The organism is Streptomyces sp. NPDC054796 (genome assembly GCF_053611545.1).
Window position 1 is genome coordinate 109431 of the sequence record NZ_JBSHAO010000019.1, and the last position, 12741, is coordinate 122171.

The 12741-nt window shown below is 72.7% G+C and carries 13 protein-coding genes; 7 read left to right on the top strand and 6 right to left on the bottom strand.

The genetic code is table 11. The features are described 5' to 3' along the window. Positions 1-33 precede the first annotated feature (33 nt). The 5 genes from urtB to ACWGJ2_RS18245 all read left to right on the top strand — a co-directional run bounded on the left by urtB (position 34) and on the right by ACWGJ2_RS18245 (position 4309). The gene (urtB, locus tag ACWGJ2_RS18225; protein WP_453347112.1) at positions 34-921 is read left to right on the top strand and encodes an urea ABC transporter permease subunit UrtB; all 888 of its coding nucleotides are present in this window, start codon (positions 34-36) and stop codon (positions 919-921) included. Beyond that, a complete protein-coding gene (gene urtC, locus ACWGJ2_RS18230; protein ID WP_453347113.1) occupies positions 918-2096 on the top strand; it encodes an urea ABC transporter permease subunit UrtC in 1179 nt (392 codons plus the stop codon). The genes urtB and urtC overlap by 4 nt, the downstream gene beginning before the upstream one ends. Positions 2097-2098: 2 nt before the next feature. Further along, complete coding sequence (gene urtD, locus ACWGJ2_RS18235) at positions 2099-2929, top strand: urea ABC transporter ATP-binding protein UrtD (protein WP_453347149.1); 831 nt, start codon at positions 2099-2101, stop codon at positions 2927-2929. A gap of 3 nt (positions 2930-2932) precedes the next feature. Next, a complete protein-coding gene (gene urtE, locus ACWGJ2_RS18240) occupies positions 2933-3628 on the top strand; it encodes an urea ABC transporter ATP-binding subunit UrtE (RefSeq protein WP_453347114.1) in 696 nt (231 codons plus the stop codon). Positions 3629-4033: 405 nt separating this feature from the next. Then, on the top strand, positions 4034-4309 hold the full coding sequence (locus tag ACWGJ2_RS18245) for a DUF2087 domain-containing protein (protein WP_453347115.1): 276 nt from the start codon (positions 4034-4036) through the stop codon (positions 4307-4309). 87 nt (positions 4310-4396) lie between these two features. Here the strand turns inward: ACWGJ2_RS18245 and ACWGJ2_RS18250 are convergent, their stop codons facing one another. From ACWGJ2_RS18250 to ACWGJ2_RS18260, 3 genes are all read right to left on the bottom strand, one after another. Then, positions 4397-5470 (bottom strand): sulfotransferase, encoded by a 1074-nt coding sequence (locus tag ACWGJ2_RS18250; RefSeq protein ID WP_453347116.1) that lies wholly within the window; start codon positions 5468-5470, stop codon positions 4397-4399. Between the two features lie 72 nt (positions 5471-5542). Continuing rightward, a complete protein-coding gene (locus tag ACWGJ2_RS18255; protein WP_453347117.1) occupies positions 5543-6232 on the bottom strand; it encodes a mycothiol-dependent nitroreductase Rv2466c family protein in 690 nt (229 codons plus the stop codon). Positions 6233-6270: 38 nt separating this feature from the next. Next, positions 6271-6789: a DUF1203 domain-containing protein gene (locus tag ACWGJ2_RS18260; protein WP_453347118.1), complete on the bottom strand. Its 519-nt coding sequence runs from the start codon at positions 6787-6789 to the stop codon at positions 6271-6273. A gap of 344 nt (positions 6790-7133) precedes the next feature. On the opposite strand from ACWGJ2_RS18260, the gene ACWGJ2_RS18265 reads away from it, so the two are divergent. Further along, complete coding sequence (locus tag ACWGJ2_RS18265) at positions 7134-7994, top strand: putative RNA methyltransferase (protein WP_453347119.1); 861 nt, start codon at positions 7134-7136, stop codon at positions 7992-7994. Between the two features lie 64 nt (positions 7995-8058). Here ACWGJ2_RS18265 and ACWGJ2_RS18270 read toward each other — a convergent pair whose 3' ends face one another. Continuing rightward, entirely contained in the window at positions 8059-8883 is an 825-nt protein-coding gene (locus ACWGJ2_RS18270) for an SDR family NAD(P)-dependent oxidoreductase (protein ID WP_453347120.1), read from the bottom strand. 116 nt (positions 8884-8999) lie between these two features. Here ACWGJ2_RS18270 and ACWGJ2_RS18275 point away from each other — a divergent pair, with 116 nt between their 5' ends. After that, complete coding sequence (locus ACWGJ2_RS18275) at positions 9000-9437, top strand: MarR family winged helix-turn-helix transcriptional regulator (protein WP_453347121.1); 438 nt, start codon at positions 9000-9002, stop codon at positions 9435-9437. A gap of 24 nt (positions 9438-9461) precedes the next feature. Here the strand turns inward: ACWGJ2_RS18275 and ACWGJ2_RS18280 are convergent, their stop codons facing one another. Further along, complete coding sequence (locus tag ACWGJ2_RS18280; RefSeq protein ID WP_453347122.1) at positions 9462-10460, bottom strand: MerR family transcriptional regulator; 999 nt, start codon at positions 10458-10460, stop codon at positions 9462-9464. Between the two features lie 33 nt (positions 10461-10493). Continuing rightward, the gene (locus tag ACWGJ2_RS18285; protein ID WP_453347150.1) at positions 10494-12440 is read right to left on the bottom strand and encodes a GAF domain-containing protein; all 1947 of its coding nucleotides are present in this window, start codon (positions 12438-12440) and stop codon (positions 10494-10496) included. Between the last annotated feature and the right edge of the window lie 301 nt (positions 12441-12741).

Consider the following 12741-nt stretch of genomic DNA (forward strand, 5'->3'; position numbering starts at 1 on the left):
CTCCCCGCCACCCTCCCCGTACGGAGCCGCTCCGTGACCGTTCTCCTCACTCAGTCCTTCACCGGCGTCAGCATCGGCGCCGTCCTCCTCCTCATCGCCCTCGGCCTCTCGCTGACCTTCGGGCAGATGGGCGTCATCAACATGGCGCACGGCGAGTTCATCATGGCCGGTGCCTACACCACGTACGTGCTCCAGCAGGCCATGGGTGGCGCCGGGCTGCCGCTGCTGCTCGCGCTGCCCGCCGCGTTCGTCGTCGCCGGGACCATGGGCGCGCTGCTGGAGGCGCTGCTGATCCGCAGGCTCTACGCCCGTCCTCTCGACACCCTCCTGGTCACCTGGGGCGTCTCGCTGCTGCTCCAGCAGCTGGCCCGCGACCTCTTCGGCGCCCCCAACGTCTCGACCACGGCGCCCGAGTGGTTCACCGGCGCGACGACGGTGGCCGGTGACCTGTCGCTGCCCAACAGCCGCCTGTTCATCCTCGCCCTCGCGCTCACCGCCATCGCCGTGCTCACCCTCACCCTGCGCCGCACGTCGCTGGGGCGGCGCATCCGGGCCGTCGTGCAGCACAGGGAACTGGCGGAGGCGTCCGGGATCCCGACGGCACGGGTGGACCGGACCACCTTCTTCATCGGCTCCGGGCTCGCGGGCGTCGCGGGCGTGGCGCTGACGCTCGTCGGGCCGATCGGGCCCGCGATGGGGACCAACATCATCATCGACGCGTTCCTCGTCGTGGTCGTCGGCGGCCTCGGCCAGCTCAAGGGCAGCGTCATCACCGCCTTCGTCCTCGGCCTCTTCCAGGCCGCCTTCGAATACTCCACCACCGTCAGCATCGCCAAGGTGCTGGTGCTGGTCGTCGTGGTCGCCTTCCTCCAGTGGCGGCCCCAGGGCCTCTACACCCTTCGCAGCCGGAGCCTCGCATGACGCCTCGCCCCACGCCTCGCACGACGTCGTCCCGCCCTACGCCTCGCCCGTACGACCGACGACTCTTCCGCCTGCGCGCACCCCTCGGCTTCGCGCTCGGCGCCGTGGCCCTGTTCGCGGTGGCGCCGCTCGCGCTGTCCGAGTTCCGGCTCGGGCTGCTGGCCAAGTACCTGTGCGTCGCCATCGTCGCGCTCGGCATCAGCCTGGCCTGGGGCAGAGGCGGCATGCTCACCCTCGGCCAGGGACTCTTCTTCGGCCTCGGCGGCTACGCCATGGCCATGCATCTGAAGCTCGCCGACGCGGGCCCGGGCAACCTGCCCGACTTCATGAGCCTCTACGGCACCGGCACCGAACTGCCCTGGTGGTGGGAGCCGTTCCGCAGCCCCGTCCTCGCCGTCGCCGCCGTGTTCGTGGTGCCGATGGCGGCAGCGGCGCTGATCGGGCTGCTCGTCTTCCGCCGACGGGTGCGGGGCGCGTACTTCGCGATCCTCAGCCAGGCGCTCACCGCCGCGTTCGCGCTGTGGCTGATCGGCCAGCAGCTCTCGACGGGCGGCACCAACGGCCTCACCGACATCCAGGGCTTCTTCGGCTACGACCTGAGCGACCCCGCCAACATGCGGATGGTCTACTTCCTCACCGCCGCCGTGCTGCTCGCCCTGATGGCACTGGTCCGTCAGCTCTTCCTCTCCCGCTACGGCGAACTCCTCGTCGCCGTCCGCGACTCGGAGGAGCGGGTGCGTTTCCTCGGCTACGACCCGGCCAACGTCAAGCTCGTCGCCTACGTCGCGGCGGCCGGGATGGCGGGGCTGGCCGGGGCGCTGTTCGTGCCCGCCGTCGGCATCATCTCCCCGGCCCTGATCGGGATCGTGCCCTCCATCGAGTTCGTCATCGGCGCCGCGATCGGCGGCCGGGCCAGCATGCTGGGGGCGGTGATCGGCGCTGTCGCCGTGGCGTGGGCCAGGAGTGCGCTGTCCGAGGAGTTCCCGGCGGCGTGGACGTACGCGCAGGCGCTGCTGTTCATCACCGTCGTCGCGTTCCTGCCCGGCGGGCTCGTGTCGCTGGGCGCGGTGCTGCGGCGGCGCGTACGGGGAGGGCGCCCGCGCGGCCCGGAGGAGCCGCCCCCGGCACCCGCATCCGCATCCGTCCAGCGCCCCGGCAAGGAGGCAGCGGTATGACCATGACCACGACCGGAACCGGAAGCGAGCCGTCGGGCAGGGAACAGTCCGGCAGCCTGGAGGTGCGGGGCCTGCGGGTCACGTTCGACGGGTTCACGGCGGTCGACGGGGTCGATCTGACCGTCGGCGCCGGAGACCTCCGCTTCCTCATCGGGCCCAACGGAGCGGGCAAGACCACCCTCGTCGACGCGGTGACGGGCCTGGCCAGGGCCACGGGCTCGGTCCGCTTCGACGGCCGCGAACTCCTCGGCAGCAGCGTCCAGAAGATCGCCCGCGCGGGCATCGGGCGCACCTTCCAGACGGCGGCGGTCTTCGAGGAGCTGACCGTCCTCCAGAACCTCGACATCGCGGCGGGCGCGGGACGCGGCATCGCCACCCTGCTGCGACAGCGCGCGACTGTACCCGAGAGCGTCGAACGGGCCCTGGAGACCACGGGCCTGACAGCCCACCGCGACAAGCCCGCCGGGACCCTCGCGCACGGCCAGAAGCAGTGGCTGGAGATCGGCATGCTGCTGGTGCAGGACGTGCGGCTCCTGCTGCTCGACGAGCCCGTCGCGGGCATGAGCCACGACGAGCGCGAGGCGACGGGGCGACTGCTGGAGGAGGTCGCGGAGGAGCACACCGTCGTGGTCATCGAGCACGACATGGACTTCCTGCGCTCCTTCGCGCGCAGTGTGACCGTGCTGCACGCGGGGGCCGTGCTGAGCGAGGGGACGGTGGCCGAGGTACGGGCCGACCCCCGCGTCCAGGAGGTCTACCTCGGACACGAGGCGCCCGCTTCGTCGTCCACGCAGTCCGAGGGTGCGTCGGCGCCCGTGGCCCAGGAGGTCTGACCGGTGCTGGAGATCGACAACCTGACGGCCGGATACGACCGCACCACGGTCCTGCACGGCGTCTCGCTCACCGTCCCCGACGAGGGCGTCGTCACCGTCCTCGGCCACAACGGCGCGGGCAAGTCCACGCTGCTGCGCGCCGCGACGGGCCTGCTACGTCCGCGCGGCGGCACCGTCCGCCTCGACGGCGAGGACATCACCCGGCTGCCCGCGCACCGCCGGGTGCGGCGCGGCATGGCGTACGTACCGCAGGGCCAGCAGAGCTTCCCGCACCTCACGGTGCGCGAGAACCTCCGGCTCGTGGCCGACGGGCAGCCCTCCGGGGCACGCGAGGCGACGGCCGACGCCCTCGACCTGTTCCCCGCGCTGCGCGCCCTGATGGCCCGCCGCGCAGGGCTCCTCTCCGGCGGCCAGCGCCAGCAACTCGCCCTGGCCCGCGCCCTGATCACCCGCCCCCGCCTGCTCCTGCTCGACGAGCCGACGGAGGGCATCCAGCCCTCCGTCGTCGCCGAGATCCAGCAGACCGTCCTCACCCTGACCGAACGCGGCGGCCTCTCGGTCCTGCTCGTCGAACAGCACATCGACTTCGCCCTGCGCGCCGCCGACCACTACTACGTCCTGGAGGCGGGCCGCATCACCTCGCAGGGCGCGGGCGACGGGGAGGCGGAGTCGGCGGTACGGGAGGCACTGGCGGTGTGACGCCGCGCGAGGCGGGCCGGAGGCGGGGGTGGCGGGGCGTGCGGGAGCTCGCCCCGCCTACCGCGCTGGTACACGGGCGCGGCCCGCCCCCGTACCGCCAGGGTCCCGGCGCAAGTCCACCCCACACCGGGTGCCCGGACCGCGCGGCCTCCGTAGCGTTCGTCCACACGGACCGGGCAGCGGTACACGCACGTCGTCAATGTCAACGGCTACGAGGGCCCGCCCGAGGTGCGGAACTTCGAGATCGCCGAGGGCACCCCCGTGCGGTACAAGGCGTGCCAGCACCGCGCCACGGGCGACTTCGATTGCAGCGGCTGGTACTACGACAAGGCGTGAGTCCCGCGTCGACGGGGGCACGGTGAAAACACGTTGCGAGGCCTCGCGCGCGTGCGCGAGGCTCGGCGCATGTCCCAGAACGTGCCCGGCGGCGCCACAGGGGTGGCCGCCCTCTTCTCGCACGGCCGGCTGACCGCGATCCCGCGGAAGGCGGCCCGCCGCGAGCAGTTGCTCGTGCACCTCGCGCGGACGCTCTTCGAGCGGGACCGCGCGTACAGCGAGCCGGAGGTCAACGAGGCGCTGCGGACGGTGCACGAGGACTGCTCGGCGCTGCGCCGCTATCTGGTCGAGGCGGGCCTGCTGGCCCGGACCAGAGACGGGGGAAGCTACCGCCGGGCAGGGTGAAGCGGCCCCGGCCCGGCGTGTCCTGGCGGCCCCCGCCCACGAACGATCGTGGGCCAGCAGCACCCGGCCCTCGCCCTTCGTGTTCGGTTACTGCCTTGCCAACGCCCGTTCGCCGGGCGCGCAGACCTCGCGCAGTGCGGCCAGTTCGCCGGGCGACAGGTTCCGGGCGGCGGAGCCGCGTCTGCCGCCGCCGTCGAGCAGGGCGCTGCCCTCGTCCAGCCACTCCGGGAGCGGCTTCACGCCGATGAAGGCGGCCAGCCGGGTGAGTTCGCCGTGCGGGTCGTCGAGCAGGTCCTCGTACGCGAGCGTGGTGCGTACGGACTCGGGCAGCGCCGCCAGATCCCGTACCCCTTCCTCGATGAGCCGCGACCACAGCTCGCCGAACCGCTCGACGGGCACGGGCCGGTCCATCAGCACCCCCGGTTCGAAGCGCTCGGCCAGCAGTGCGGCCAACTCGGGCGGCAGAAGCGCGATGTGTTCCTCCGTCAGCTCGCCGGGCGACTCCAGGCCGCACAGCTCCGCCATCTCGTACAGCGACCGGATCAGGCGGTATCCGGAGTGGCGGCTCATCGACAGGGCGCAGTCGGGCCCGTCGCGGTACAGGTGCACGAAGCGGGCGTGGGGGAAGAGGGAGCGCAGTACGGGCACATGGCCGAGGGAGTAGCCGGAGCGCTCGACGGTCGCGCCGGTGCGGCCTGTCAGCTCGGCCAGGGCCGCGAACAGCGCCTCCCAGTGCGCGGCGGGCTCCCGTACGGGCCAGCTCTCGACGGTGGGCGTGAGCGTGTCCAGCAGCCCGTCGGGGTCGTCGCTCAGATGGGGGAGCGTCATCAGGAGGATCGCGGGGATGCCCGTGGTCTCGGCGCTGTAGCGGGTCGAGGGGAGGCGCGGGTACAGGAACTCGGGCAGGGGTACGCCGCTGCGGATCATCCTGTCGAAGACGGGCGTCGGGCCCGCGACGTGCGACCAGAACTCGGCGCCGTCGAGCGGCTCTTCGCTCAGGACGCGGGGCGCCATGACGGAGGCGAACAGCTCGTTCAGGCTCAGGACGCCGGGGTGCAGATTGACGATCCGGGACAGGGTCGTCGAGCCGCTGCGGCCGGTGCCGACGATGAAGGTCAGGTTCTGCTGTCTGTGTTTCTGCTGTCTCTGCTGTGTGGACACGCCCGCTTACTGCCCGCGACGAGGTGCCCGTACGCGCGCGTGCGCGGGAGCCTGCTGCGGGTGCCCTCCCGCTCACCCTCGCCCCGTGAAGTCCGGCTCGGCCGGTGCCCGCTTGAACTCGTAGAAGCCCGCGACTCCAGCCATCAGCAGCACCCCGTCCCACAGCCGTCCGGCCGCCTCGCCGTGCGGCGCGGGGGAGATGCACGGGCCGAAGAAGGCCGTCGGCGCCCCGCCGCCGTCACCGCCGCCTTCGGCGGAGCGCACGGCGATCACGGGGGTGCCGACGTCCTCCCCTACGAGGCCGGTGCCCGCCTCGTGCGAGGCGCGCACGGCGCCGTCGTACATCGTCGAACCGCCCGCCTCCGCCAGCCGCTCCGGCAACCCCGCAGCGGCCAGCGAGGAGGGGAACAGGGTGCGCCAGTCCCAGTCCCCGCCCAGGTGGAGGCGGGTGCCGAGCGCGGTGTAGAAGCGGCCGAGCGCCTCGTGCCCGAACTCCTTCTCCACGGCGGCGCAGACCCTTACGGGCATCCACAGATAGCCGTCCGGGTCGCCTTCGGGATCCTCGTCCAGGTGCTCATTGAGCACCGACAGGCTCATCACCCGCCACCGCACCGAGACGGGCCGTACCGTGGCCACCTCCAGGAGCCAGCGCGAGGTGATCCAGGTGTACGGGCACGCGGGATCGAACCAGAAGTCCGCGACGTACGCGCCCTCGCGCGGTTCCGCGGGGTGGCCGGCCGGTTCGTGCTGTCGCTGCGGCATGGGCCGAGACTAGACGACCGGTTCGACCGGCCCGGCGGCTATGACTCCTCGGCGGAGGGCCGTCGCACCTCGAAGTGGAAGCACCCGTATTCCACTGCCCGGACATGCGCGAGCACCACGTCCGGGTCGGCGAACGCCTCGTCGAAGGCCGCGTCGAAGCCTGCCGTGGCGCCGGCCGGGATCTCCAGAAGGCGGCCACCCGCGATACGGCCCCGGGCGCTGTAGCGGCGCACGGTGCGCAGGGCGCCAGGACGGGCGAAGGGGTAGCCCTCGCCGGGGGTGAACCCGCCGCAGTCGTCGGCGTGGATGAAGACGGGACCCTGTTCGTCGTACGCGCCCGGATCCGCACCCTTCGAGGCGGCCCAGCGACGCAGCGGTGCGTACGAGACGAGGGCGATCCGCTCGCCGGACGTGATGGGGCGGAGGCAGCAGCGCAGCGGGGATCCCGCATCGTCGCCGGTCGCGATGTACGGGGCGCAGGGCCGGTCCGCGTCATCGGCAACTCGCAGTTGCGCCAGCGCGGCGGTGTCGACGGGGAGCACGGTGTACTTGGCCATGCGCCCATGCTGGACCGGCGCCCGTGTGTGCGCTGGCAGGAAACGGACGTCGCGTTGGCGCGTGCCCGCGCGGAAGGCCGCCCGGGAAGGCCGCACCCGCTGGGCGGCACGAGGCGCTTCCGGCGGACCTCGTAGACTCATGGTGTGAGATTCACGAGCAACCCGCACTACTGCTTCCTGTGAGCGGCAGACACTGAGGGCGATGCCGGACGGCGTCGCCCTCCTTGGTGTGCCTGCCGCGTGAACCACACTCCCGCCGCTGCCCGCTCCTCCTCGCGGCGGCGGCATTCCGAACGCGCGCGCAGGCACGGTCTCTTTCCTCTCACCGCTGCCAGGAGTGCCTCGTGTCCGTGTTGCTTCCCCCTGCCTTTGAACTCTTCCTCGGCCTGCTGCGCTGCCCGACGTGCCGCGCACCCCGACTGCACCCCGACCGTGGCGCACTGCGCTGTCCGGTGGGTCACACCTTCGACATCGCCCGTCACGGCTACGTCAGCCTCCTGACGGGCACCCGTCCCACCAGCGGCGACGACGCGGCCATGGTCCGGGCCCGGGAGCGGTTTCTGTCCACCGGCGGGTACGGGCCCGTCCGCCATGCCGTGGCCCGTCTGGCGGCGGCAGGCGCCGTGCCCGGGAACGGCACGGTGGTGGACGTCGGTTGCGGTACGGGCTACTACCTGGCCGGTGTGCTCGACCAACTGCCCGGCGCCCGTGGCCTGGGGCTGGACTCATCGGTGCGCGCGCTGCGCTCGGCGGCGCGGCTCCACGCACGAGCCGTCGCGGCGGCCTGGGACGTCTTCAGGCCCTTTCCGCTGGCCGACGGGGTGGCCGACGTCGTGCTGGACGTCTTCGCGCCGCGCAATCCGGCCGAGTTCCGCCGGATACTGCGGCCGACCGGGCGGCTGATCGTGGTGCGTCCTACGGGGCGGCACCTGGCTGAGCTGCGCGGCCGACTGCGCGCCATGGTCACGATCGACCCGGCCAAGGAAGAACGCCTGCACCAGGGGCTGGACCCCTTCTTCGAGGCGGCCGTCACCGAACGGATCGAGTACGTCACCTCCCTCACCGGGCAGGCGGCCGCCGACCTGGTGGGGATGACGCCGAGCGCACGCCACCTGAGCCGTGCCGACCTGGACGACGACGGCGTCCTGCCCGACCGGGTCACCGTCACCGTCTCCGTACTGGCCACCGCGTATCGGCCTCGGTGACCATGTGTGGTGCGGGGCGTGTCTCTCGCGCGCGGACGTGTCCCCGCCCACTTCATGGGTGCCCCTAGGAGCCCTGCGGTGCGGCGTGGCGGTCGGCTACGCGGTGGTGGCCGGCTCGGCGGTTGTAGGTGCCGCTGATGCGGGCGGTCAGCGACCGGGGCAGCAGCCGGGGCACGAAGGTGAGGACGCGGTCGGAGGCACGGCCGGGGAACGAGCTCGACCGGCCCCGCGCGAAATCGTCGAGAGCCTTGGCGGCGACGCGGTCCGGGGCGACGGCCTTCGGGTTCATGACGGCCGTCGTCCCGTCGAAGAATCCGGTGTCCGTGGCGCCGGGGTGGGCCGCCATGACCCGGACACCGGTACCGCGCAGCTCTTCGACGAGTGCCTCGGTGAAGGAGAGCACGAAAGCCTTCGTGGCGCTGTAGCTGGCCTGGTACGGCATGGGCTGGAAAGCCGCGGTCGAGGAGACGTTGATGATGCCGCCGCGACCGCGCTCGAGCATGCTCCGCCCGATGTGGTGCACCAACTCCATCAGGGCGCTCACATTCAGGTCGACCGATCGCGCGTTGGGCTCGTACGGGCGGCTCAGGAAGGGCCCGACCGCGCCCATGCCCGCGTTGTTGACCAGCAGGTCCACGCTCAGCTCCCGCTCCTGGAGCGCGTCGGCGACCGCCTGCGGCGCCTGCCGGTCCGTCAGGTCCGCGGCGATCACGTCGGTCCGGACGCCGTACGCCGATCGCAACTGCTCGGCGAGCTTGTCGAGCGCGTCGGCGGAGCGTGCCACGAGGACGAGGTGGGCTCCGCGTGCGGCCAGCTCGCGGGCGAAGGCTTCCCCCAGCCCCTTCGACGCGCCGGTGACCAGGGCTGTCTGCCCGGTGTAGTCGTGCATGAGTGATTCCCTTCCGGTCCATTCCGAGGGCGCCCGTCGCCGGGCACCTCGGATTTTGCTTCGAGGCTCGAACCATACTCCTTCGAGCATCGAAGTAAAGATGTATCCTCGGTGCCATGGCGCGGAGCATCCTCGAAGCGGCAGTGCTCGCCAATCACACGGCGGTGATGCAGGCGAACGACCGACTGACGGCGGCATTGGCCGAACACTCCCTGACCCATGCCACCGCCCAGGCGCTCTGGGCGATCGATCCCGACGAGGCGCCGCCGCCGATGAAGACGATCGCGCGGCGCGTGTTCTGCAACGCGCCCAACCTCAGCTTCGTCATGAAGCAGCTCACCGAACGCGGGCTGGTCGAGAGGACCGTCGATCCCCACGACCGGCGCTCACGCGTCGTCAACCTCACCGACGACGGCCGCCGGGTCCGCGAAGCGGTCATCGAGGCGGCGCTGGGGACGAGCCCGCTCGCCCGGCTGGAGCCCGACGAGCTGCGCGAACTCGCCGCCCTCCTGAACAAGGCACTCCAGTCCACGAGCGAGCCCGACGGGGCGTGACGTGATCCGGTCGAAGACGGATCGCTAGCGTCGCGTCGCGTGGTTCCCGGCCAGCGCCTCGGCGAGCCAGGGGTGGACGGGGAGGAGGTGCGGCACCTCCTGCCAGCCGTTGACGGTCCACACCAGCCGCCAGTACCGCTCCACGCGCGGGTCGTGGGCGCGCGCGAACCGCTGGGCCAGCCACTCCCGGAACTCCGCGTCGGGGGTGCGGCCCAGGGCGTCGGCGAACCGGGGCACGAGGTCGTCGACGACGGGGGCGGCCTCGTCGTCGAGCGGATCGACGCCCGCCGCCCGGGCCCCGGCGATCCGCTCGCGGGCGTACTCCATGAGCGCGGCCCCTGCGGCGGTGTCGATGTCCGGCGCGCGCCCGGTGGCCTGCTCGACGGCGGCCCGGCGTATGCGCGCACGGAAGTCCGGGTCGCCGACCAGCTCGGCGAGTTCCACCCAGGCGGCGACCTGCTCGGTCGACGGGTCCTCGGGGAGGTCCGGAGCGGCGGCGCGCACCATGGCCTCGGCGGCCCGGCCGCCCTCCGCGCCCTCCGCGTCACCGTCCGTGCCGGGCGGGTTCTCCGTGCCGGGTGCGGTCTCCGGGCCGAACGTGTCCGCCACGAAGTCGTCGATCAGGCGACGGCGTTCGTCGGCAGACAGCTGGGTGAGTCGGTGCATGAGCTGGGTCTCCTCGGGGTCGGACCCGGATCCGGCGACGACCCGCAGCACGCTCCGGCGCAGCCGCAGCGTCCTGATCTGCGTGTCGAGGGCGGCGGCGTGCGCCTCGGCGACGTCCGCCATCGACAGCTCGCGGTCCAGCACCCGTCGCACCGTGGCGAGGCCGATGCCCAGTTCGCGCAGGGTGCGGACGAGTTCCAGACGGAGCAGCGCCGCATGGTCGTAGAGCCGGTATCCGGCGGGATTTCGGCCGGCCGGTACGACCACGCCCGCGTCGGACCAGAACCGGATCGTCCGCACGGACAAGCCGGTCCGCCGGGAGAGTTCACCGATCGCGTAGAGGGTCGTACCGTCCATGTCCCCACCCTGCTGTCTCCAGCCGCTGGAGACTCAAGTCAGGGCGCCCGCCCCTTTCTCCTCGCCGTTCCCCGGTGACAGCAGCGGCACGCGCCACACGATCCGGGTGCCGGGCCGTGGGCCCGTCCCGCCGCCGCGGACCGTGGCGTGGGCGAGAACCGGAACCGTGTCCAGGCTTCCGTCCAGGCCCCCGTCCGGGCTTCCGTCCGGGCCGCCGTCCGCGATCTCGTCCACGGGCTTGTCCACCGCACCGTCCATGTGCTCGCCCGGCAGCCGCGCGGGAGTGATCTCCAGCGTGCCGCCGAGGAGTTCGGCGCGTGAGCGCATGTTGGCCAGGCCGCCCGTGCGCGGCACGCTCTCGCCCACGCCCACACCGTCGTCGGTGACGGTGAGGACGATGTGCGCGTCGACCGTCAGCGTCACATCGGCGCGACGGGCGTGCGCGTGCCGGGCCACGTTGCTCAGGGCCTCCACCAGCACCGCCAGCACCTGGTCCGCCGTCTCCTCGGGGATGTCCGTGTCGACCCGCCCCTCCATCCGCAGCGACGGGGTGAAGCCCAGCGCCTCGGCCGAGGTGGCGACGGCCTTCGTCATCAGCCGCCGCAGACCGGCACCGCCACCGGACAGCGCGCTGCCGCCGCTCTCGCCGCCCGCGCCGCCGGCCGCCTCCTCGCCGGAGGAGCGCAGCGCGAAGATGGTGGAACGGATGATCTTGATGGTCTCGTCGAGGTCGTCCACCGCGCGCCCGACCCGCTCGGACGCCTCCGGGTGGTCGATCAGCCTGCCCGCGCTCTGGAGCGTCATCCCGGTGGCGAACAGCCGCTGGATCGCGAGGTCGTGCAGATCGCGCGCGATGCGGTCTCTGTCGTGCAGCAGCGCCAACTGCTCCGACTCCGCCCTGTGCCGGGCCAGTTCCAGCGCGAGCGCCGCCTGCCCCGCGAAGTCCGAGAGCAGCCCGACCTCCGTCACGTCGAAGGGGCTGCGCTCCGCGAGGCGGCTCAGGCGCAGCGCGCCCTGCACCCGCTCCCTGGCCAGCAGCGGCACGGCGACGGTCGGCCCGTACGCGTCCTCCAGGCCGGGGAAGGCGTGGGCGCGCGGGTCGGAGCGCAGATCGGCGCTGACCGCGGGTCTGCCGGTGCGCGCGGCGAGCCCCGCGAGGGTGTTCTCGTACTCGACGGCCTGCCCTGACAGTTCGGCGGCCAGCTCGCCCACGGCGACGTCCACGCGCAGCACGTTGGCGCCCAGGTCGGGCACCAGGACGCACGCCGAGTCCGCCTGGGCGACCTCCAGTGCGCGCCGCGCGATGAGGCTCAGCACGTCGGTGGCGTCGGCGCCGCTCAGCAGGGAGCGGGTGATCTCGCCGAGCGCGGCGCCCCACTCCTCGCGGCGGCGGCTCTCCGCGTAGAGCCTGGCGTTGTCGATGGCGACCCCGGCCGCGACGGACAGCGTGGTGAGGACGGCCTCGTCGTCCGCGTCGAAGCGGGAGCCGCCGCGCTTCTCCGTCAGATACAGGTTCCCGAACACCTCGTCCCTGACCCTGATCGGCACCCCGAGGAAGGTCCGCATCGGCGGGTGGTTCGCGGGGAAGCCGTAGCTGGCCGGGTGCTCGGCGAGGTCGTTGAGCCGCAGGGGCTCCGGGTGGCGGATCAGCTCGCCGAGGATGCCGTGGCCCTGGGGGAGGGGGCCGATGCGCGCGGCCAGCTCGTCCGAGATGCCCACGGGGAGGAAGCGGGAGAGCCGCCGCCCGTCGCCGATCACGCCCACGGCGCCGTACTCCGCGTCGGTCAGGACGATCGCGGCACGCACGATCCGCTCCAGCACCTGCGCCAGGTCGAGTTCGCGGCCGACGCTGAGCACGGCCTCCAGCAGGCTGTGCATCCGGTCCTGTGTCTTACGGGCGGCGTCCAGCCGCGACTGCAACTCGTCCAGTAACTGGTCCAGCCGGAGCTGCGGGAGCCAGCTCTCGCGCCCGGTCCCCAGCGTGTACTCCGGGGCGTGGTCCGGGGTGCGATCCGGAGTGTGCTCCGGGGCCCGGTCCCGTGCCTGACCTCGCGCCTGGTCCTCGGAATCCGCCATACGACCTCCGGGGGACGTGTCGCGCCGCCAGCGCGGCGCCCGGAACAGCAGATTACTCGCACTCGCGGGGGCCGAACGGCCCCTTACCGACGGCCTTTCAGGGCATAAGGCTGTGGGGGCAGGCAGCGGGTTCCGGGACGACGGCGACGACAGCGAGGGCGGACGGAAGCGGATCCGGTGCGGGGGCAGCGGAAAGCGGGTCCGG